Genomic DNA, 20337 nt, shown 5'->3' with positions numbered 1-20337 from the left:
TTTTGGGTCTTAGGCCGGGCGGTGCGCCGTTGTGTCAGGAGATGTCGGCAATAATCCGTTAGTTCACACTTTGTTCTAACTTTTCTGTTGGAGTCTCAGCGCCGCTCGCCTATTTCTGAGAGACGTGTTGGTTGGGGGCCAGAATGGCTGAGCTGAAGAATATCGAGGTGCGCGGCGCGCGCGAGCATAACCTCAAAAGCATCGACGTGGATATTCCGCGCGATCAGCTGGTGGTGATCACCGGGTTGTCCGGTTCGGGCAAGTCCTCGCTGGCCTTCGACACGATCTATGCGGAGGGGCAGCGGCGCTATGTCGAAAGCCTGTCGGCCTATGCGCGGCAGTTTCTGGACATGATGGAAAAACCGGATGTGGACCACATCAGCGGTCTGAGCCCGGCGATTTCGATTGAGCAGAAGACGACCTCAAAAAATCCACGCTCGACGGTCGGCACCGTGACGGAGATTTACGACTACCTGCGTTTGCTATTTGCGCGCGCTGGTACGCCCTATAGTCCGGCGACCGGCCTGCCGATTGAGGCGCAACAGGTGCAAGACATGGTCGACCGGATCATGGCGATGGAGGAGGGCACGCGCGGTTATCTGCTGGCCCCCATCGTGCGGGACCGGAAGGGCGAGTACAAGAAAGAGTTTCTGGAACTGCGCAAACAGGGGTTCCAGCGTGTGAAGGTCGATGGCGCATTCTACGAGTTGGATGAACCGCCGACGCTGGACAAGAAGTTCCGCCATGACATTGACGTAGTCGTGGATCGCCTCGTCGTGCGCGAAGGGATGGAGACGCGGCTGGCTGACAGCCTGCGCACCGCGTTGGACCTGGCTGACGGCATCGCGATTCTTGAGACCGCTCCAAAAGAAGGCGATCCGGAGCGTATTACATTCAGCGAAAATTTTGCCTGCCCGGTCAGCGGCTTCACCATCCCCGAGATCGAGCCGCGCCTGTTCTCGTTCAACGCGCCGTTTGGGGCCTGCCCGGATTGTGATGGTCTGGGGGTCGAGCTGTTTTTTGACGAACGTCTTGTGGTGCCGGATCAGACGTTAAAACTCTACGATGGTGCTCTGGCACCTTGGCGAAAAGGTAAATCTCCGTATTTCTTGCAGACCATCGAAGCGATCGCGCGGCACTATGAGTTCGACAAGAACACGCCGTGGAAAGACCTGCCAGCAAAGGTGCAACAGGTGTTCCTGCGGGGCTCGGGCGATGAGGAAATCCAGTTCCGATATGACGAAGGCGGGCGGGTCTATCAGGTGACCCGCAGTTTCGAGGGCGTCATCCCGAACATGGAGCGCCGCTATCGCGAGACGGACAGCGCCTGGATTCGCGAGGAATTCGAGCGCTATCAGAACAATCGCCCTTGCGGTATCTGTGAGGGGTACCGTCTGCGGCCTGAGGCTCTGGCCGTCAAGATCGCAGGTCTACATGTCGGGCAGGTGGTCGAGATGTCGATACGCGAGGCGCTGGCCTGGATTGAGGACGCGCCGAACCACCTGAGCGCTCAGAAAAACGAGATCGCCCGGGCCATCCTCAAGGAAATCCGCGAGCGACTAGGGTTCCTGAATAATGTGGGTTTGGAATACCTTACGCTTTCACGTTCAAGTGGGACCTTGTCAGGTGGTGAGAGCCAGCGCATCCGTTTGGCCAGCCAGATCGGCTCGGGTCTGACTGGCGTTTTGTATGTGCTCGACGAACCCTCAATCGGTTTGCACCAGCGGGATAATGACCGGTTGCTGGGCACGCTCAAGAACCTGCGGGATCAGGGCAATACCGTAATCCTCGTAGAGCATGACGAAGAAGCGATCCGCGAGGCGGATTATGTCTTCGATATCGGCCCCGGTGCGGGCGTGCATGGCGGGCAGGTTGTCAGCAAGGGCACGCCTGCGGATATCGCGGCGGATGCGGCCTCGATCACTGGGCAATACCTGTCCGGGACGCGAGAGATTGCGGTGCCATCGGATCGGCGCAAGGGGAACAAGAAGAAGGTGACGGTGGTCAAGGCGACCGGCAACAACCTGAAGAACGTCACCGTCGATTTCCCGCTTGGGAAATTCGTGTGTGTGACCGGCGTCTCCGGCGGCGGGAAGTCGACCCTGACGATTGAGACGCTGTTCAAGACCGCCTCGATGCGGCTGAACGGTGCCCGCCAGACGCCTGCGCCGTGCGAGACCATCAAAGGACTGGAGCATCTGGACAAGGTCATCGACATTGACCAGCGGCCTATCGGGCGGACTCCGCGTTCGAATCCAGCAACTTACACCGGGGCCTTCACCCCGATCCGAGACTGGTTCGCCGGTCTGCCCGAGGCCAAGGCGCGCGGCTACAAACCCGGCCGCTTCAGCTTTAACGTCAAGGGAGGTCGGTGCGAGGCTTGTCAGGGCGACGGTGTCATCAAGATCGAGATGCACTTCCTGCCCGATGTCTACGTGACCTGCGAGACCTGCAAGGGCGCGCGATATAACCGCGAGACGCTTGAGATCAAGTTCAAGGGTAAGTCCATCGCGGATGTTCTTGATATGACAGTGGAAGACGCGCAGGAGTTCTTCAAAGCCGTGCCCTCGATCCGTGACAAGATGGATGCGCTGGCGCGGGTGGGTCTGGGCTATATCAAGGTGGGTCAGCAGGCGACGACCCTTTCTGGGGGTGAGGCGCAGCGGGTGAAGCTGTCGAAGGAGCTGAGCAAACGCTCAACCGGGCGGACGCTTTACATTCTGGATGAACCGACCACCGGCTTGCATTTCGAAGACGTCCGTAAGCTGTTGGAAGTGCTGCATGAACTGGTCGAGCAGGGCAACACGGTCGTTGTGATCGAACACAATCTGGACGTGGTCAAAACCGCCGACTGGATCATTGATATCGGACCCGAGGGCGGCGATGGCGGTGGCCAGATCGTGGCCGAGGGTACTCCGGAAAAGGTAGCCGAGAGTGTCGGCAGCCATACAGGGCATTACCTGAAGCCTATGCTGAATCCCGAACGGGTCGCTGCGGAATAGCGGCCCGAGTCTGCCTTAGTACAGGATATCGGTAACTGCACCGATCAGGTTAAGGACTTTTCGTGTCTCGGGGTCAATTCGATACACATAGTCCCCGGCGCGCACGTAATTTCCGCCCCGGTTCAGGCCATAGCGATAGGGGTCGTTGATCCAGTAGTAGTCCCGACTGATCCGGTCACCGACGCGATACAGATTCTTGACCTGTCCCGGCGGCACGCAGGGGACGGCCTTTTTTGCAAGTCCGGGCGGGCAGTGACCAACCGCAGCGGAATTGTTGGGCGAGACGCGTTCGACCTTGAACCCGTTCTTGTTCTTGCCTTTGCCATTCCCGTTTCCAGCGTTGGCCGCAAGCGGGCTCAGCGCCAGCAGCGCGATCAGGCTGCAATGGATCAGGTGTTTCATAGGGGCCCCCATCTGCGTCGTAAGACATGTGCCATGCCCCCCTTACCTAAGAAAGGGGGCAACGACTTCAAGGTTACGCTTGCGCGGGTTACCGCCTTTGGCTACCCGCGCCCGCGTTGTTCAAAGCGCGGCAGCATGGCCGAGAAATCTTTGCCCATGCCACCTTCGGCCTCAACGAATTGTTCATAAAGATCGGTCGCGGCCTGTCCCAAGGGAGTATCGGCATCCGCGCTGTCGGCGGCCTGCTGGCTAAGCCGCAGGTCTTTCAGCATCAGCTCGGCCGCAAAGCCGGGCTGATAGTCATTGTCCGCCGGGCTGCTGGGTCCCACACCGGGGGCGGGGCAATAAGCGTTCATGGTCCAGCTATAGCCCGAGGAGGTGCTGACCACATCGAACATCTTTTGCCGGTCCAGACCCAGCTTGTCGGCTAGGGCAAAAGCCTCGCACGTAGCGATCATGGTGACGCCGAGGATCATGTTGTTGCAAATCTTCGCAGCTTGACCCGCGCCAGCCTCGCCACAGTGTACAGCCTTTTGGCCCATGATGTCGAACAGGGGCGCAGCCTTGGCAAAGGCGTCCTGTGACCCGCCTGCCATGAAGGTCAGCGTGCCTGCAGACGCGCCGCCAATGCCGCCCGAGACCGGAGCGTCCACGGACAGCAAACCGGCAGCCCCGGCCTGTTCGGCTACGGCGCGAGCGCTGTCGACATCCACGGTCGAGCAGTCGACGAGTGTCGCGCCCTGTTGCATGTGCGGGATGATTTGGTCAGCGACTGCGCGCAGGATGGCACCGTTGGGCAGCATGGTGATAACGATGTCTGCACCCGAAACCGCCTCGGTCGCGGTTGCAGCATTCGATACCCCCTCAACCGCCACGTCGGCTGTATCGAACCCAGTCACCTGATGGCCCGCCTTCGCAAGGTTGGCCGCCATCGGCGCGCCCATGTTTCCCAGTCCGATGAAACCGATTTGCATGCGTTAATCCTCCTCGAATGTCAGTGCGTCCGCGCCCAGCGGTTCAAGCATTTTGGTGACAGCTTCCGCCGGCACGGTCATATCGGGGAACTGCCAGTTCGGGTTGCGATCCTTATCGATGATCTGCGCCCGGATGCCTTCCAGAATGTCGCCATGTTCCATCGCGCGAAAGGTGTATCTGTATTCCATCCCAAGCGCCTTATGCATTGTCAGGGACGGGCCGCGTAAGCGGTGCAGCATTTCGATTGTGCAGGCCATCGACAGGCGCGAGTTTTTTCCCAACGTCCCGAGTGTTCTTTCGGAAAATGGTTCAGAGGCAGTGCGCAGCCGGGTCAGAACATCGTCCAGCGTCTCGCCATCGAAGAACATGTCGATGTCCGGCTGCATAGCCTGCAACTCACCGTCCGGCGGGGTCTTTGAATGGGTCGGTACTAAGTTCGCATCACCGGAGGCTTCAAGCATCGCAATCAAGTCTGGCCATTGTGCTTGTGGGATGAAGTGATCGGCAAAGCCCGCGTAAATCGCATCCGCCGGTCCCATCCGGTGCCCGGTTGTGCCCAGAAACTCGCCCAGACGTCCTGGGGCCTGAGCCAGTATCAGCGTACCGCCAACATCCGGCACCAGCCCGATCCCGCATTCCGGCATCGCGATTTTTGAGGTCTCGCCCACGATGCGGTGCGACCCGTGGCACCCGATGCCCACGCCGCCGCCCATGGTGAAGCCCTGCAGGAAACTGACCACCGGTTTGGGGTACTCAAAGATCAGCGCGTTCAGGCGATACTCATCGCGCCAGAAGGTCCGGCCATAGGTGAAATCGCCCTTTGTGCCGGTGTCGTACAGTTCGGCGATATCCCCACCGGCGCAAAATGCCTTTTCGCCCTCGGCATCGAGGATGATCAGGTCCACCTCATCGTCATCGCGCCAGTTCCGCAGCGCGGTCTCTATGGCAAGACACATATCATGGGTCAGCGCGTTCAGCGCCTTGGGGCGGGTCAGGGTGATGCGCCCGGCGCGGCCGGTGGTGCGGATGTCGATGTCGGGCATGGTATCCTCAGTTCCGGGCGACCATCTGGCGGGCGACGATCACGCGCATGATTTCGTTCGTGCCTTCCAATATCTGATGCACACGCAGATCCCTCACAAGCTTTTCGATCCCATAATCCGCCAGATAGCCGTAACCGCCATGCAGTTGCAGGCATTGGTCGACGACTTTCGACCCGGTCTCGGTCACGAATTTCTTGGCCATGGCGCAGAACTTGGTGGCGTCCGGCGCGCCTTGGTCCAACTTCCACGCGGCCTGACGTAAGAACGTGCGGGCGGCCTGCAGTTCGATCTCCATGTCCGCCAGCCGGAACTGCAGCGCCTGAAACTGGTCGATGGATTGCCCAAAGGCTTTGCGTTCGGACATGTATTGCAACGTCATATCCAGTCCCGCCTGCGCCGCGCCCAACGAGCACGAGGCGATGTTCAGCCGCCCGCCGTCCAACCCCATCATGGCGTATTTGAACCCGTCGCCCTCGGTCCCGACCAGATTGCCCGCGGGGATTTTGCAATCGTCGAACTGTACCTGCGCGGTCGGCTGGCTTTGCCACCCCATCTTCTTTTCCAACGCGCCGAAACTCAGGCCCGGCGCGCCATCTTCGACATAAACCGTGGAGATGCCCTTTGGACCGTCCTGACCGGTGCGCACCATGCAGACATAGGCATCGGAATACCCGCCGCCCGAGATAAAGGCCTTGGTTCCGTTCAGCGTATATCCTTCGTTGGTACGTTCTGCGCGGGTTTTCAATGCCGCCGCGTCCGAGCCCGAGCCGGGTTCGGTCAGGCAATAGCTCAGCACTGTGTTCAGTGACAGAATATCCGGCATGATGCGGGATTTCAGGTCGTCGCTGCCAAAGCTGTCCAGCATCTTGGCGCACATATTGTGGATCGACAGAAACGCCGCGACCGAGGGGCAGGCCATCGACAACGCCTCGAACACCAGAGTGGCGTCCAGACGGCCCAGACCCGAGCCGCCGCCGTCTTCCGAGACATAGAGGCCACCGAATCCCAGTTCTCCGACGCGGGGCCATAGGTCTTTGGGGATTGTGCCCTCGGCCTCCCACTGGCGGGCGAATGGGGCGATGTTTTCCTGCCCAAACGCATAGGCCATGTCGAAGATGGCTGTCTGTTCCTCGCTCAGTGCGAAATCCATGGCGTTCCCTCCCGCTGAGATCGAATTGAACGGTCGTTTAATTCCCAATCGTTACAGAAATTTTGCAGGCGCTGCAATCGTAGGAATACGGTTGCAGTGTGGCTTTGTCAGGCGCGAGGGGTCACAGGTCTGCGTGGAATTCCTCGATCAGATGTCGCACGACGGCCTGACCCGGGTCTTCACCCTTGGCGACGGCTTCGGCATGGACACGGCGCTGGCGCGTGGTCGAGGTTCCGGTCTCGGCGACCTGACGCAAGCGGGCGATTTCGGTCATGGTTCCCAGGGCCTCGGTGTCTTCGGCGAGCATGCCCATCAATTCGCCCATCAGTTCGGGCATGGGCTTGATGGACCGGTCGCCAAAGTCGATCAACCCTTCGCCCACGCCATAGCGCTGCGCCCGCCACCGGTTTTCGCCGATAAGGAAGCGATCGTATTGACGCCAGCGCAGGTTGCGGTCCTTCAGGCGGCACAGCATCCGGGTCAGCGCCTGCACCAAAGCGGCCAGCGACAGGGTGTGTTCCAGACGGGGTTGTACATCCATGATCCGCGTCTCAAGCGTCGGGAATCGGTGAGAGGGCCTCAGGTCCCACCAGATTTTCGACGTATCCTCGATGGCCCCAAGTTCGACCAGAATGCCGGTGGTGCGCTCGTATTCCATCCAACTGCTGAAATTTGGGGGCAAGCCGGTGCGCGGCAAATTGTCAAACACGGTCAGGCGGTACGACGACAACCCGGTATCTTCACCGTTCCAAAAGGGCGAGGATGTGGACAGCGCCAGAAGATGCGGAAGGAAGTAGCACAGCTGCGGCATCAGGTCCGCCCGCAGCGCCTGATCTTCGACACCCACATGCACATGCATCCCGCAAATCAGCATCCGCCGTGCGACGCCCCCAAGCGCATGTTGCAGCGCGTCGTAGCGTTCTTTTCGGGTGTGGTGCTGATCCTTCCAGTTGGCAAACGGGTGGCAGGAGGCCGCGATGGGGCTCAGGTTGTGTTCCGCCGCGCGCTTGGAAACGCATGAACGCAGGCGCTTCAGATCCTCGCGCGCGCTTTTGATTGTGGTGTGGGGGCGGGTGCCGACCTCGATCTGGCACTGCAGGAATTCGGGGCTGACCTGTCCTTCGAAATCGGCCTGACAGGCCTCCATCAGAGAGTCCGGAGCTTGCGTCAGATGCAGGCTGTCGCGGTCGACCAGCAGGTATTCTTCTTCGATGCCAAGCGTGAATTCCTTCTGCATTGGCGAGCCTCCCAATCCTTTATCGGACCAGTGAATACGGAATTCGGCGTTTTGCCAAGGGTTTGCGGTTCTGCGGCTTGCAGAGACCTTGCAACCAAAGGTATGCAGCGCTGCAAGCCCTATGCCTGATCGGAGCCTTTCGCGTGAAACCCAGAAAATTCCCCCGGATCAACGCTACTTTGGATCGGTTCGGCGTGAAATTGACCGACAAAGCGCCCGAGCGCGATGAGCGGGCAAGGCTCGAGGCGTTTGAACGGGCAGGGGGACTGACCAGACCCGCCTACGCTTTGTCTCCGGGTATGGAGGGATTCGATATCGGCCCGCTGGTAGAGGAATACCGGCAGCATGCTCAGGCTCTGGCCGCCCTGAAAGACCCCAGCCGCAATCAGACCGGATATCGCGCTGGCAATGGATACTATGACAGCCCCGACGCCGATGCCCTGTATCTGATGATCCGCAGGTTTCAGCCAAAACGCGTGATCGAGGTCGGATGCGGCAACTCGACCCGCGTGACCCGGCAGGCCATCATCGATGGCGGGCTCGAGACACAGATCACGGCGATTGACCCTTACCCACGCGCGGATATTGCCCATGTTGTGGACGCATTTGAACAAAAACGACTGGAAGAGGTCGATCCGGCGCTGTTCGACCAGCTTGAAGCGGGGGATGTTCTGTTCATCGACTCCAGCCACGTGGTGCGCATGAGCAATGACGTCGCACATCTGTTTTGCCGGATCATCCCCGAGCTAAAACCGGGTGTCGTGATCCACGTCCATGATGTTTTTCTGCCCTACGAATACCCCAAGCGTTTCTTCTATAATTGTCCCGGTTGGGGCGAGCAGTATGTACTGCACACTCTTCTGCAATCTGGCGCGTTTTCAATGCTTTGGCCGGGATACTACCTGCAGCAGGACCGCCCCGACGCGGTTGAGGCTTTGCCGTTTCTGAAAGATGGTCGCGCCCAAAGTATCTGGGTGCAGATCAAGGAAGTTTGATCCCAAAGTGATCCGGTGCGGGAAAGCCCGCGTACCCCTTTCCATAACAAGCTGGAGAGGAGATGACAGCCATGTTTCGCCGCACGTTTATGGGCGCTGCCGCCGCACTCGCATTTGCCCTGCCGTTGAAGGCTCAGGCCGCTGACATTGTGGACACCGCGGTATCCGCCGGGTCGTTCAACACACTGGTCGCCGCGGTTCAGGCCGCCGGTCTGGTGGACACGCTGAAAGGGGATGGCCCGTTCACGGTTTTTGCACCGACTGACGAGGCATTTGCCGCGCTGCCCGAGGGTACGGTTGAGACCCTGCTGTTGCCCGAGAACAAGGACCAACTGGTGTCGATCCTGACCTACCACGTGGTTCCGGCCAAGGTGATGTCCGGTGACATTGCAGGCAAGCGCGCCAAAGTTCTGACCGTGCAGGGCGATCGGCTGAGCGTCAATGCCCGCAACGGCGTTAAGGTGAATAAAGCCAAGGTCGTTCAGGCTGACATCGAGGCCAGCAATGGCGTGATTCACGTGGTCGATACGGTCATTCTGCCTGAGTAACTTCCCACCACCCTCAAATCAGAAAGCCCCGGTCGATTTGACCGGGGCTTTTCAATTTAAACCAGTCGAACCTGAGTTCCGACCTGGACCAGTGGGTACAACTCTTCGACATGTTGATTATACAGGCCAATGCAGCCGGACGAGCTTTGGCGACCGATCTTGCGGGTATCGTGGGTGCCGTGGACCAGATAGGCGGGCCAGCCCAGATACATCGCACGGGTGCCCAGCGGGTTGCCGGGGTCACCACCCTCCATCCTTACGGGCAGGGTCGGGTCCCGCTCTCGCATAGATGCGGTTGGGGTCCAGCTTGGGTTTTCCGCCTTGCGGACGACTTCGGTATAGCCGCGCTTGGTCAATTCCTCGCTCATCGGAACCGAGCTCGGGTACAGCTTATAGGTGCCATCCGCACCCCAATAGTGTACCGCGCGGCTGGTGATGTCGGCCAAAAGGGCACCGACACCTAGTTCATCAAAGTGATCCTGCCAGTTCTGCTGCGAGAAGGACGACACGTTGCGCCGTACTGGCAATTGCGTGCTGATCGCCTCTTCGGTTTGCGGGAACGCGTCAGTGCTTTGGGCCCGCACCAGAGCGGGCGTAGCCAGAACGGACGCTGCCCCCAAAAGGGCAGAGCGGCGTGTCATGCGAGAGTTGGACAATGCGGCCTCCGGGATTGAACTGCTCGGTCAACATTTTGACGCCAAAATATTGCCGAACAGGCCGAATTTCCAGTAGCGCGGCTGTGAATTTATCGTGAGGCTGCGCGTTCGTGGCGGGTATTTGCCGGAAAAGCCCGGCCCAAAACGGGCCGGACGGATTGTTTGAGGCGTCGGATCAGTCCATCGCTTTGAAGTTGAACTCGCCGCCTTCCTTGATGCCCGAGGGCCAGCGCGCCGTGACGGTCTTGGTGCGGGTGTAGAACTTGAAGCTGTCCGGCCCGTGCTGATTCAGGTCGCCGAACATGGATTTCTTCCAGCCGCCGAAAGTGTGATAGGCCAGCGGGACCGGGATCGGAACGTTCACACCGACCATGCCGATGTTCACGCGGCTGGCAAAGTCGCGTGCAGTGTCGCCGTCGCGGGTGAAGATCGCGGTGCCGTTGCCGTATTCGTGGTCCATCGCCAGCTTCAGTGCTTCTTCGTACGATCCCGCGCGTACAGTCGACAGAACCGGGCCAAAGATTTCCTGCTTATAGATATCCATGTCCGGGGTCACGTGGTCGAACAGGTGCGGGCCGACAAAGAAGCCGTCCTCATAACCTTGCAGACTGAAATCGCGATTATCCACGACCAGCGTCGCGCCTTGTTCCACGCCCGAGTTGATCAGGCCCAGAATGCGCTGCTTTGCGGCACCGGTCACAACCGGACCCATATCCACATCGTCGCCTGCGGTGTACGGGCCGACTTTCAGCTTTTCGACGCGCGGGATCAGTTTCTCGATCAGCGCGTCGGCAGTTTCCTCGCCGACCGGAACCGCCACGGAAACAGCCATGCAGCGCTCGCCCGCCGCGCCAAACCCGGCCCCGACCAGCGCGTCGGCGGCCTGATCCAGGTCGGCATCCGGCATGACGATCATGTGGTTCTTTGCACCGCCAAAGCATTGCGCGCGTTTGCCGTTCGCTGTTGCCCGGGAATAGATGTATTGCGCGATTGGGGTCGAGCCCACAAAGCTGACGCCTTGAATGATGTCGCTGTCCAGCAGGGTATCGACGGCCTCTTTGTCGCCATTCACGACCTGGAATACGCCCTTGGGCAGACCAGCCTCGACGAACAGTTCAGCCAGCATCAGCGGCACCGAAGGGTCGCGTTCTGACGGTTTCAGTACAACCGCATTACCGCACGCCAGCGCCGGGCCAACGTGCCACAGGGGCATCATGGCCGGGAAGTTGAACGGCATGATCGAAGCCACAACACCGAGCGGCTGGCGCATTGAGTACATGTCGATGCCGGGGCCTGCGCTGTCGGTGTATTCGCCCTTCAGCATCTGCGGGGCACCGATGCAATACTCGATCACTTCCAAACCACGCTGCAGATCGCCCTTGGCGTCAGGTATGGTCTTGCCATGCTCGCGGCTCAGCGCCTCGGCCAGCTTGTCCATGTCGCGGTTCATCAGGCCCACCATGGCCATCATGACCCGCGCGCGCTTCTGCGGGTTGGTCGCACCCCAGACGGGTTGCGCGATGGCGGCCTGTTCAATTGCGGCGGTTGTCTCTGCCGCGCTGGCCATCGGGCATTTGTACTGCACTTCGCCGGTTGCGGGATTGAAGACGTCGTCAAACCGGCCGGATGTACCGGCAACTTGCTCACCATTCAGAAAGTGGGTCAGGTCTTGCATGAAATTCTCCTCCGAACATTTGCGCTTAGAATAGGCTTGCAGAAATTCCTCGAACAGAGGCAATCTCTCAAAAGAGTTTTGCAAAAATGCAAAGGGCGGGGATGAATCCGAATTGGGACGATATGAGGGTTTTTTTGGCGGTCGCACGCGAGGAAAGCCTGTCTTCTGCGGGGCGAATCTTAAAGATCGATCCGGCCACAGTCGGGCGTCGTGTTGCCCGGTTAGAGGCGGCGTTGGATTCGTTGCTGTTCACGAAATCGCAGCAAGGCTACACACTGACGACTGCGGGCGAGCGTTTGCTGGATCATGGGCTACAGGCCGAAGAGGCAATGCGGGCTGCGGCAGGTGCAGTAGCCGGGTCAACCAAATCGCTGAGCGGGCAGATCAGGATCGGTGCACCGGATGGCTGTGCAAATTACCTGCTGCCACAGATCTGTGCCAAAATAAGCGATGCCAATCCGGATCTCGATATTCAGATCCTCGCGCTGCCGCGCATTATCAACCTGTCCCGGCGCGAGGCGGACATGGCGATCACGGTTAGCGCCCCTACGGCTGATAAGCTGTTGGTTAAAAAGATAAGCGACTACAAGTTGCATATGGTCGCAACGCAAAGCTATCTGCAGCATCGCGGCCCCATCAGTTCTGTCACAGACCTGGCTGGGCATCGTCTGATTGGGTACATCCCGGATATGATCTTTGACCGGGAACTGGATTATCTGAACGATATCGGCGTTGACCGTGTCGCGCTTGCATCGAACTCGGTCTCGGTCCAATTGCGCCAGGTCTCATTTAGCACTGGCGTGGGGGTGGCCCACGATTTCACGCTGCCTTTCCATCCTGACTTGCGGAAAATACTGACGGATCAAGTGAGTCTGAGCCGTAGTTTCTTTTTGGTCCGGCACCGGGGCGATCAGCGCAACGAACGGTTGAATCGCTTCGCTAATACGCTGACACAGGAAATACGGGGCGAAATAGCGCGGCTGGAAGCCGAAGCGCTACCTTGACAGGTACAGACATTCCGGCAACGCTTTGGAAAACAGTACGTTATTATTCCGGAGGTTTTCGCATATGCTCGTTCAGGCCATTTTGAACTCCAAGGCAACGGATGGGGTTGTCACGGTCGAGCCGACGTCAACGGTTTCCGACGCGGCAAAGATACTTGCGGAAAAACGGATCGGAACGGTCATCGTTTCTGAGGATGGCGGTAGCACCGCGATGGGCATCCTGTCCGAGCGTGACATTGTACGCGAGCTTGCCGCCTCGGGCAGTGGCTGCTTGGGAAAACCCGTTGATGCCTACATGACGCGTGATCTGGTGACGGCCACCCGGCAGGATACCGTTCAGGACATCATGTCGCGCATGACCGAAGGCCGCTTTCGGCACATGCCGGTGCTGGAAGATGGAAAACTGGTCGGCATTGTCACCTTGGGTGACGTGGTGAAGGCCCAGCTTTCCGAACTGGCGATGGAAAAAGACGCGCTTCAAGGCATGATCATGGGCCACTGACGTCAGACCTCACTGACGAAATATCTTGCACCTGCAGCAAAGATGTGATTGCTGGCGCAGAAATTTTATTGCGCAGGAGGCCATGATGCGGGTTGGATTATATCCCGGAACCTTTGATCCGATCACCCTGGGTCACATCGACATCATTCGCCGTGCTGCGGCTTTGGTGGACAAGCTCGTCATTGGCGTTGCGATCAACCGAGACAAGGGACCACTGTTTTCCCTGGAAGAGCGCGTGGCGATGATTGAAGCAGAATGCACCCATCTGTCCGAACAGACCGGCACTGAGATCGTTGCGCATCCCTTTGAAAATCTGCTGATCGATTGCGCCCGCGACGTCGGCGCGCAGATCATCGTGCGCGGGCTGCGTGCTGTTGCTGATTTCGAGTACGAATTCCAAATGGTCGGCATGAACCGGGCACTGAACGACTCGATTGAAACCGTCTTCCTGATGGCCGAGGCGCGGCATCAGGCCATCGCCTCGAAACTGGTGAAAGAGATCGCGCGGCTGAACGGGGATGTGTCCAAATTCGTCACACCCGCCGTCAATACCGCGCTACGCGAGAGGTTAGGCTAGGGCACCCATCGCGGCGGCTGTGTCTAGCATACGGTTCGAGAAGCCCCATTCGTTATCATACCAGGCCAGCACCCGGACCAGAGTACCGTCCGTGACCTTGGTTTCAGCCAGCGAAACGGTCGAACTGTGCGGGTCGTGGTTAAAATCAATCGAAACCAGAGGGCGGTTTTCAGCTGCAAGCACACCGGGGATTTTGGCCGCGGCTTCGACGAACAGCGCGTTGACCTCTTCCTCGGTCGTGGGACGCGACACCTCGGCCACAAGATCGACGACCGATACGTTCGGAGTCGGAACCCGGATGGCCTGACCGGTCAGTTTGCCCGCCAGTTGCGGCAGGACCAGACCAACAGCAGCTGCGGCACCGGTTGTGGTTGGGATCATCGAAAGTGCCGCTGCGCGCGACAGATAGGGGTCTTTGCCCGCCGTGTCGTGCACCGGTTGGCTGGCCGTATACGCGTGCACCGTTGTCATGTTGCCATGAACGATGCCCAGCCCGGCATCAAGCGCAGCGGCGACCGGAGACAGGCAGTTGGTGGTGCAGGATGCGTTCGAGACAACCGTATCTTCCGCCGTCAGTTCATGATCGTTCACGCCGAACACAACCGTCTTCACAGCGCCACCACCTCGGGCCGGGGCCGAGATCAGGACTTTCCGCGAGCCGTTCTTCAGGTGACGCTCGGCAGCCTCGCGGGTGCGGAAGACACCAGTGCATTCCAGAACAACGTCCACATCGGACCAATTCAGCGCTTCAGGCTCGCGCTCACTGCTCAGCCGGATGGGGCCTGTGCCGATATCCAGACCGGCGTCGGTAAGCGTCACCGGATGGGGATAACGCCCATGCACACTGTCGAACTCAAACAAATGCGCGTTCATCTCGGGCTTGCCAAGGTCGTTGATCGCAACGATTTCCACATCTGTCCGGCCCGATTCCACAACGGCGCGCAAAACGCCGCGCCCGATCCGTCCAAATCCGTTGATTGCCAGTTTGAGTGTCATTTTACGCTCCGTCCGAATATCGCCTGCATATGATTAATATGGTTAGCGCTAACAAAGCCAGATTGCGGCGAAAGTCAAGCAAAACCTCGGTCAACGCCAGAAGGCGAGCCAGTCCAGAAAGTCGTAGAGTTTCTTGCCGAGGAACAACAAATGCTCGGTGCCGAAGATCGCATAGTCAAGCATGAACCCGCCCAGAATGAGGATGCCGAGCCAGATGGCGAGTTGATTTGTCATCCTGTCCCCGAACGAAAATGCCCGCCCAGATAACCTGAGCGGGCACCAGTGTACAAGCGATGTGCGAAGGGTCAGTTAAGACGGCCCATCGCGACGGCCACGTCAGCCATACGCACCGAGAAACCCCATTCGTTGTCGTACCAAGCCAGTACGCGAACCATGCGGCCATCAACCACGCGGGTCTGGTCCGGCGCGAAGATCGAGCTTTCCTCGGTATGGTTGAAATCGGTTGAGACCAGAGGCGCGGGCTCGTAACCCAGAACGCGCTGCATCGGGCCTTTGGCCGCTTCTTCGACGATGGCGTTGACCTCTTCGACGGTCACATCGCGCGAGGCGCGGAACGACAGGTCGACGGCCGAGACATTCGGGGTCGGCACGCGGATGGCCGAGCCGTCCAGACGGCCTTTCAAGTTGGGCAGAACCTCACCCAGCGCCGCTGCGGCACCGGTCGAGGTCGGGATCATCGACATGGCGGCAGCGCGGGCGCGGTACAGATCGGAGTGGCGGCGGTCCAGTGTCGGCTGGTCGCCGGTATAGGCGTGGATCGTTGTCATGATGCCGTGTTCGATGCCGACACCTTCGTCCAAAACCTTGGCAAGCGGGGCAAGGCAGTTGGTTGTGCACGATCCGTTCGAAACCATATTATCGTTCGCAGTCAGCGTGTTGTGGTTCACGCCGAACACAATCGTCTTGTCGACATTCTTGCCCGGAGCGGACAGAAGTACCTTGCGCGCACCTCGATCCAGATGCGTCTTGGCTTTCAGCCCGTCATTGAACTTGCCGGTGCATTCCAGAACGACATCGCAACCGTCCCAGTCCAACTCGCTCATGTCGTAGGTCGAGAACATCTCCATCGGCCCGCGGCCCAGATCCATGGTGTTGCCATTGATCGCGATATCGCGTGGGAAACGGCCATGGATGCTATCGTACTTCAACAGATGCGCCGAGGTTTCCAACGGGCCGGTGGCGTTGACTTTGATCACTTCGATGTCGTTACGGCCCGAGGCCGCGATGTGCGACAGGGTACAACGGCCAATGCGGCCAAAACCATTAATGCCGACCTTGATGGTCATGTGATGCCTCCGAATGCGCTTGCGTTGAGGGCCATATAGCGGTGAATAGGGAATCTCAAAAGGGCAAAAGTGGCATATTTTTAAGGTGTTAGCGCAAACCTTGTGCGGTTGCGCTAACGCTTGCGCTAGCCGTTGGATCGGGTAGGGTCCGAATGCGGCAGGTGGCAGGAAAGGAAACGAGATGAGTGGTCTGTTGGCCTTGTTGGACGATGTGGCGGGCATTGCCAAGGTCGCGGCGGCCTCGGTGGATGATGTGGTCGCGGCGGCAGGCAAGGCGGGGGCCAAAACCGCAGGCGTTATCATCGACGACGCCGCTGTAACGCCGAAATACGTTCAGGGTTTTGCGCCTGCGCGGGAACTGCCGATCATCTGGCGCATCGCGCGCGGGTCGATTTTCAACAAGATCGTTTTGCTGCTGCCTGTGGCACTACTGCTGGCCAATTTCGCGCCCTGGCTGATCACGCCGTTGCTGATGATCGGGGGCTCGTACTTATGTTTCGAGGGGGCCGAGAAGATCTTTCATGTCCTCTTTCCGCATGGAAGCCATGCCATCGACGAAGACATGAAGAACCGCGATCCGGGACATCTGGAAGAGCAGAAGGTCAAAGGCGCGATCAAGACCGATTTCATCCTGTCCGCTGAGATCATGACGATCGCGCTTGCAGCCATCGAGGCCCCGAATGTCTGGATGCAGGCCGCAACGCTGGCCGTTGTGGGTATCGGCGTGACCGTGGCGGTCTATGGGGCCGTCGCTCTGATCGTCAAAATGGACGATGTCGGGCTGTTCCTCGCGGGCAATGCGCCAACGCCGGTCGGGCGCGGTCTGGGCCGAGGGTTGGTCAAGGCGATGCCGATGGTCATGAAGGTACTCTCTATTGTTGGAACCGCAGCGATGCTGTGGGTTGGTGGTTCGATCATGATTCACGGAATGGAGGTTTTGGGCTTCGGTTGGCTGGGCCATCACATCCACGACTGGGCCTATGCCGCGGGACATGCGGTATCGGCGCAGTGGGAGGGGGCCATCGAGTGGATCGCGAAGGCAACCATGGACGGTGTGTTTGGTCTGGCCTGGGGGCTGGTGCTGATTCCTGTAGCGACCAAGGTGATCGGGCCTTTGTTGGCGCAACTCACAGGTAAGACACCGGCGCATTGAAGGGGCAGAGTGTGATTTACCCGGATTTGCCGGTTTACCGCCCGGTTTCAAAACGTTTCAGGATTGAACCGAGAGGACGAGCAAATGCGCGCAAGGCCAGCGCAATGTCAGCCCTAAACCTCGGTGCGGATGCGATTCCCTACGCCCCGCGCGATCTATTCAATTCTTTGCAGTTTCGCATCCACACCGCCGAAGCAGCGGCGACACGTGCTCATTGGATCGGAGGACGTTTGTATAACGCCCTGACCGGCCAATCGGGGCAATATGTGCCGCTGTACGGCACGCATCTGCGACAGTCCTTGCAGGCTGTACTTGGCGAGATACCGGAAGGCATTGAACCGGCTGGCGAGTACGAACTGCGTCTGGATTACGCAAAACGGGCCGCGGCCGCACTAAGGGATCAGCTTGAACCGCATTCTTAGCCCGGCAGAAGGCACGGCTCAGAAATTGTTGGGGTTGCCTTTGACGACCACGCCCGCCCCATCAACTGCGCCGTCCTTGAACAGCGTCACGGCAGCCCCTTCGATTTTCAGGTTCCAGCAGATTTCTGGGTCGGTGCCATACTGAAAGCACATCCCGTTGTCTGTGGCTTTCCAGTTTCCGGTGTAGCCATCGCCCTTGATCGTACCATCTGCGGCGTAATACTCGGTGAAAGCCCCCGAGAGCATCCCGCCCTGATAGGTGTGATCGGACATGGCCGTCTTGATTTCTTCTTTACTGGCGAAACCACCAGCCGTAGCGGTCGTGGCGAAACCGATTGCCAAGAGTGTAAGTGCGGCGCGGAGATTCATATTTCTTTTCCCTGTGTCTGTGTAATTCGACAGCAGGTAAGGCGATATGAGGCGCGGAATAGGGTCTGTTTTCTCACAGCTACTCACCTGTCTGTGAACCCCGCACCAAACAGCAAAAAAGGCGACCGATTAGGCCGCCTTTTCACCAAAACTCTCAGGTTGTTAACCCAGCAATTCCTTGACCTTGGCGACGGTGGCTTCGGCGGTGATGCCGAAATGCTTGTACAGTTCACCCGCCGGGGCGGATGCACCAAAGCTCGACATGCCGATGAACCCGGCTTTTGCTTCGCGGCCACGCTCACCCAGCAGCCAGCGGTCCCAGCCTCCAGCGCGCACGGCGGCCTCGATGCCAACGCGGACTGCACCGGCGGGCAGGACGCGCTTGCGGTAGGCTTCGTCCTGCTCGGCGAACAGTTCCATGCAAGGCATCGAGACGACGCGGGTGCCGATGCCCTCGGCCTCAAGCATCGCCTTCGCTTCCATCGCCAGCGAGACTTCGGACCCGGTGGCGATCAGGATGGCCTGACGTTTCGCCTCGGCGTCGGCCAGAACATAAGCGCCTTGGGCGGTCAGGTTCTTGGCTTTGTGCTGTGTCCGCACGGTCGGCACGCCCTGACGGGTCAGCGACAGGACCGAGGGGCTGTCCTTGAAGGTCAGCGCCAGTTCCCACGCCTCGGCGGTCTCAATGGTGTCGGCGGGGCGGAACACATAGGTGTTCGGCGTCGCGCGCGAAATCGCAAGATGCTCGACCGGCTGGTGGGTCGGGCCGTCTTCGCCCAGACCGATCGAGTCGTGGGTCATCACAAAGACCGACGGGATTTTCATCAGCGCTGCCAGACGCATGGACGGGCGGGCATAGTCGGTAAAGGCCATGAACGTGCCGCCATAGGGGCGGATACCACCATGCAGCGCCATGCCGTTCATCGCAGCGGCCATGCCGTGTTCGCGGATGCCGTAGTGAATATACCGACCCTTGCGGTTTTCCGGCAGGAACACACCCATATCAGCCGATTTGGTGTTGTTCGAACCGGTCAGGTCGGCAGAACCACCAATCGTCTCGGGCATGATCGGGTTGACGACGTTCAGAACCTTCTCGGACGAGGCGCGAGTTGCCAGCTTGGGCTGATCCTCGGCCATTTGTTTCTTGAACGAACGGATGGCACCGGCCAGCTTCTTGGGCGCTTCAAACGCATAGGCGCGGTTGAATTCTGCCTGCTTGCGCTCGGACAGTTGCGCGAAACGCCCTTCCCACGCGGCGCGTTCGGCGGCACCGCGAGTACCGATGGCCTCCCACGCGAATTTCACATCTGTCGGGATTTCGAACGCGTCATGCGGCCAGCCGTAGCCTTCCTTGGCGGCTTTCAACTGATCCTGATCCGTCAGCGCGCCATGACCTTTCGAGGTGTCCTGCGCCGCGTGGCCCAAAGCAATATGACTTTCGCAGGCAATCATCGTCGGTTTGTTGGACGACTTGGCGCGGGTGATGGCCGTGTCGATGGCGACCGGGTCGTGCCCGTCAATCTCGATCACCTGCCAGCCCGAGGCCGCAAAACGGCGCACCTGATCCGTGCGGTCGGCCATATCGACAGTGCCGTCGATGGTGATGTTGTTATTGTCCCAGAACACGATCAGCTTGCCCAGTTCGTGGCGACCGGCCAGCGTAATCGCCTCCTGGCTGACGCCTTCCATCAGGCAGCCATCGCCCGCGATGACGTAGGTGTAGTGATCGACGACCTTCTTGCCGTAATGCGCGCGCTGGATTTCTTCGGCCATGGCAAAGCCCACAGCGTTCGAGATGCCCTGACCCAGCGGGCCGGTCGTGGTCTCAACCCCTTCGATCAGGAAGTTTTCCGGGTGGCCTGCGGTTTTCGCGCCCAGTTGGCGGAAATTCTTAACCTCATCCAGAGTGACATCCGCGTGGCCTGTCAGATAGAGCAGCGAGTAGATCAGCATCGAACCATGTCCTGCCGACAGGATAAACCGGTCGCGGTCGGGCCAGTTGGGGGCAGATGCGTCGAATTTCAGGTGCTTTTCGAACAGTACGGTCGCAACGTCGGCCATGCCCATCGGCATACCGGAATGGCCGGAATTGGCGGCGGCGACGGCGTCGAGGGTCAGCGTGCGGATGGCCGCCGCTTTGTCCCAGTGTTCGGGGTTTGCATTGCGCAGCGCAGTCAAGTCCACGGGCGTTATTCCTTTGGATTACAGGCAGAATGCGGGCTCAATACCATCCAGCCCTCAAAGTGCAAGCGGAACCGAGTGTTATGGGCGTTTGGCGCTTCAACTCTGTTGCCCAAGTGATTGAAAGCAAAGAGTGGGTATTT

At 59.3% G+C, this 20337-nt stretch carries 20 protein-coding genes; 8 read left to right on the top strand and 12 right to left on the bottom strand.

The genetic code is table 11. The features are described from left to right. The first annotated feature begins 143 nt into the window (after positions 1–143). Positions 144–3002 carry an excinuclease ABC subunit UvrA gene (gene uvrA, locus ACR0NJ_RS10085; protein WP_480816995.1) on the top strand — a complete coding sequence of 953 codons (2859 nt, stop codon included), beginning with the start codon at positions 144–146 and terminating at the stop codon, positions 3000–3002. Positions 3003–3017: 15 nt separating this feature from the next. On the opposite strand, the gene ACR0NJ_RS10080 is transcribed toward uvrA, so the two are convergent. From ACR0NJ_RS10080 to ACR0NJ_RS10060, 5 genes are all read right to left on the bottom strand, one after another. Next, positions 3018–3404 (bottom strand): hypothetical protein, encoded by a 387-nt coding sequence (locus tag ACR0NJ_RS10080; RefSeq protein ID WP_480816994.1) that lies wholly within the window; start codon positions 3402–3404, stop codon positions 3018–3020. 101 nt (positions 3405–3505) lie between these two features. Continuing rightward, positions 3506–4378 carry a 3-hydroxyisobutyrate dehydrogenase gene (gene mmsB / locus ACR0NJ_RS10075; protein WP_480816993.1) on the bottom strand — a complete coding sequence of 291 codons (873 nt, stop codon included), beginning with the start codon at positions 4376–4378 and terminating at the stop codon, positions 3506–3508. A gap of 3 nt (positions 4379–4381) precedes the next feature. Continuing rightward, positions 4382–5422: an enoyl-CoA hydratase/isomerase family protein gene (locus ACR0NJ_RS10070; RefSeq protein ID WP_480816992.1), complete on the bottom strand. Its 1041-nt coding sequence runs from the start codon at positions 5420–5422 to the stop codon at positions 4382–4384. Positions 5423–5429: 7 nt separating this feature from the next. Then, on the bottom strand, positions 5430–6572 hold the full coding sequence (locus ACR0NJ_RS10065; protein ID WP_480816991.1) for an acyl-CoA dehydrogenase family protein: 1143 nt from the start codon (positions 6570–6572) through the stop codon (positions 5430–5432). Between the two features lie 121 nt (positions 6573–6693). Beyond that, positions 6694–7809 (bottom strand): carboxylate-amine ligase, encoded by a 1116-nt coding sequence (locus ACR0NJ_RS10060; protein ID WP_480816990.1) that lies wholly within the window; start codon positions 7807–7809, stop codon positions 6694–6696. Positions 7810–7952: 143 nt separating this feature from the next. On the opposite strand from ACR0NJ_RS10060, the gene ACR0NJ_RS10055 reads away from it, so the two are divergent. Both ACR0NJ_RS10055 and ACR0NJ_RS10050 read left to right on the top strand, forming a co-directional pair. Further along, positions 7953–8804 (top strand): class I SAM-dependent methyltransferase, encoded by an 852-nt coding sequence (locus ACR0NJ_RS10055; RefSeq protein ID WP_480816989.1) that lies wholly within the window; start codon positions 7953–7955, stop codon positions 8802–8804. A gap of 71 nt (positions 8805–8875) precedes the next feature. After that, a complete protein-coding gene (locus ACR0NJ_RS10050) occupies positions 8876–9352 on the top strand; it encodes a fasciclin domain-containing protein (RefSeq protein WP_480817081.1) in 477 nt (158 codons plus the stop codon). A 56-nt stretch (positions 9353–9408) separates the two neighbouring features. Here ACR0NJ_RS10050 and ACR0NJ_RS10045 read toward each other — a convergent pair whose 3' ends face one another. Then, positions 9409–9993: a L,D-transpeptidase gene (locus tag ACR0NJ_RS10045; RefSeq protein ID WP_480817080.1), complete on the bottom strand. Its 585-nt coding sequence runs from the start codon at positions 9991–9993 to the stop codon at positions 9409–9411. 190 nt (positions 9994–10183) lie between these two features. Next, entirely contained in the window at positions 10184–11683 is a 1500-nt protein-coding gene (locus tag ACR0NJ_RS10040) for a CoA-acylating methylmalonate-semialdehyde dehydrogenase (protein ID WP_480816988.1), read from the bottom strand. 101 nt (positions 11684–11784) lie between these two features. On the opposite strand from ACR0NJ_RS10040, the gene ACR0NJ_RS10035 reads away from it, so the two are divergent. The 3 genes from ACR0NJ_RS10035 to coaD all read left to right on the top strand — a co-directional run bounded on the left by ACR0NJ_RS10035 (position 11785) and on the right by coaD (position 13766). After that, complete coding sequence (locus ACR0NJ_RS10035; RefSeq protein WP_480816987.1) at positions 11785–12687, top strand: LysR family transcriptional regulator; 903 nt, start codon at positions 11785–11787, stop codon at positions 12685–12687. 64 nt (positions 12688–12751) lie between these two features. Beyond that, entirely contained in the window at positions 12752–13189 is a 438-nt protein-coding gene (locus ACR0NJ_RS10030) for a CBS domain-containing protein (RefSeq protein WP_480816986.1), read from the top strand. Between the two features lie 85 nt (positions 13190–13274). Further along, on the top strand, positions 13275–13766 hold the full coding sequence (gene coaD, locus ACR0NJ_RS10025) for a pantetheine-phosphate adenylyltransferase (protein ID WP_480816985.1): 492 nt from the start codon (positions 13275–13277) through the stop codon (positions 13764–13766). Here coaD and gap (ACR0NJ_RS10020) read toward each other — a convergent pair. The 3 genes from gap (ACR0NJ_RS10020) to gap (ACR0NJ_RS10010) form a co-directional block, all read right to left on the bottom strand. Continuing rightward, entirely contained in the window at positions 13758–14762 is a 1005-nt protein-coding gene (gap, locus tag ACR0NJ_RS10020) for a type I glyceraldehyde-3-phosphate dehydrogenase (RefSeq protein ID WP_480816984.1), read from the bottom strand. The two genes, coaD and gap (ACR0NJ_RS10020), sit on opposite strands and share 9 nt — an antisense overlap. Before the next feature lie 90 nt (positions 14763–14852). After that, positions 14853–14996, bottom strand: coding sequence for a hypothetical protein (locus ACR0NJ_RS10015; RefSeq protein ID WP_480816983.1), 144 nt, complete (start codon positions 14994–14996; stop codon positions 14853–14855). 71 nt (positions 14997–15067) lie between these two features. Further along, a complete protein-coding gene (gene gap / locus ACR0NJ_RS10010) occupies positions 15068–16069 on the bottom strand; it encodes a type I glyceraldehyde-3-phosphate dehydrogenase (protein ID WP_480816982.1) in 1002 nt (333 codons plus the stop codon). 181 nt (positions 16070–16250) lie between these two features. Between gap (ACR0NJ_RS10010) and ACR0NJ_RS10005 the strand changes: the two genes are divergently transcribed. Then, positions 16251–17222 carry a DUF808 domain-containing protein gene (locus ACR0NJ_RS10005; RefSeq protein WP_480816981.1) on the top strand — a complete coding sequence of 324 codons (972 nt, stop codon included), beginning with the start codon at positions 16251–16253 and terminating at the stop codon, positions 17220–17222. A gap of 104 nt (positions 17223–17326) precedes the next feature. Next, positions 17327–17644 (top strand): hypothetical protein, encoded by a 318-nt coding sequence (locus ACR0NJ_RS10000; RefSeq protein ID WP_480816980.1) that lies wholly within the window; start codon positions 17327–17329, stop codon positions 17642–17644. 18 nt (positions 17645–17662) lie between these two features. Here ACR0NJ_RS10000 and ACR0NJ_RS09995 read toward each other — a convergent pair whose 3' ends face one another. After that, a complete protein-coding gene (locus ACR0NJ_RS09995) occupies positions 17663–18013 on the bottom strand; it encodes a hypothetical protein (protein ID WP_480816979.1) in 351 nt (116 codons plus the stop codon). 162 nt (positions 18014–18175) lie between these two features. Then, a complete protein-coding gene (gene tkt, locus ACR0NJ_RS09990) occupies positions 18176–20197 on the bottom strand; it encodes a transketolase (RefSeq protein ID WP_480816978.1) in 2022 nt (673 codons plus the stop codon). Between the last annotated feature and the right edge of the window lie 140 nt (positions 20198–20337).

The organism is Ruegeria sp. F11, assembly GCF_056533855.1.
The sequence above is the reverse complement of the archived record's forward strand: the minus strand, read 5'-3'. Positions and strand labels throughout refer to the sequence as shown.

Excerpts from the sequence above, each read along its gene's own strand:
- uvrA (WP_480816995.1), top strand. The coding sequence starts at position 144 with ATGGCTGAGCTGAAGAATATCGAGGTGCGCGGCGCGCGCGAGCATAAC.
- ACR0NJ_RS10080 (WP_480816994.1), bottom strand. The coding sequence starts at position 3,404 with ATGAAACACCTGATCCATTGCAGCCTGATCGCGCTGCTGGCGCTGAGC.
- mmsB (WP_480816993.1), bottom strand. The coding sequence starts at position 4,378 with ATGCAAATCGGTTTCATCGGACTGGGAAACATGGGCGCGCCGATGGCG.
- ACR0NJ_RS10070 (WP_480816992.1), bottom strand. The coding sequence starts at position 5,422 with ATGCCCGACATCGACATCCGCACCACCGGCCGCGCCGGGCGCATCACC.
- ACR0NJ_RS10065 (WP_480816991.1), bottom strand. The coding sequence starts at position 6,572 with ATGGATTTCGCACTGAGCGAGGAACAGACAGCCATCTTCGACATGGCC.
- ACR0NJ_RS10060 (WP_480816990.1), bottom strand. The coding sequence starts at position 7,809 with ATGCAGAAGGAATTCACGCTTGGCATCGAAGAAGAATACCTGCTGGTC.
- ACR0NJ_RS10050 (WP_480817081.1), top strand. The coding sequence starts at position 8,876 with ATGTTTCGCCGCACGTTTATGGGCGCTGCCGCCGCACTCGCATTTGCC.
- ACR0NJ_RS10045 (WP_480817080.1), bottom strand. The coding sequence starts at position 9,993 with ATGACACGCCGCTCTGCCCTTTTGGGGGCAGCGTCCGTTCTGGCTACG.
- ACR0NJ_RS10040 (WP_480816988.1), bottom strand. The coding sequence starts at position 11,683 with ATGCAAGACCTGACCCACTTTCTGAATGGTGAGCAAGTTGCCGGTACA.
- ACR0NJ_RS10035 (WP_480816987.1), top strand. The coding sequence starts at position 11,785 with ATGAATCCGAATTGGGACGATATGAGGGTTTTTTTGGCGGTCGCACGC.
- ACR0NJ_RS10030 (WP_480816986.1), top strand. The coding sequence starts at position 12,752 with ATGCTCGTTCAGGCCATTTTGAACTCCAAGGCAACGGATGGGGTTGTC.
- coaD (WP_480816985.1), top strand. The coding sequence starts at position 13,275 with ATGCGGGTTGGATTATATCCCGGAACCTTTGATCCGATCACCCTGGGT.
- gap (WP_480816984.1), bottom strand. The coding sequence starts at position 14,762 with ATGACACTCAAACTGGCAATCAACGGATTTGGACGGATCGGGCGCGGC.
- ACR0NJ_RS10015 (WP_480816983.1), bottom strand. The coding sequence starts at position 14,996 with ATGACAAATCAACTCGCCATCTGGCTCGGCATCCTCATTCTGGGCGGG.
- gap (WP_480816982.1), bottom strand. The coding sequence starts at position 16,069 with ATGACCATCAAGGTCGGCATTAATGGTTTTGGCCGCATTGGCCGTTGT.
- ACR0NJ_RS10005 (WP_480816981.1), top strand. The coding sequence starts at position 16,251 with ATGAGTGGTCTGTTGGCCTTGTTGGACGATGTGGCGGGCATTGCCAAG.
- ACR0NJ_RS10000 (WP_480816980.1), top strand. The coding sequence starts at position 17,327 with ATGTCAGCCCTAAACCTCGGTGCGGATGCGATTCCCTACGCCCCGCGC.
- ACR0NJ_RS09995 (WP_480816979.1), bottom strand. The coding sequence starts at position 18,013 with ATGAATCTCCGCGCCGCACTTACACTCTTGGCAATCGGTTTCGCCACG.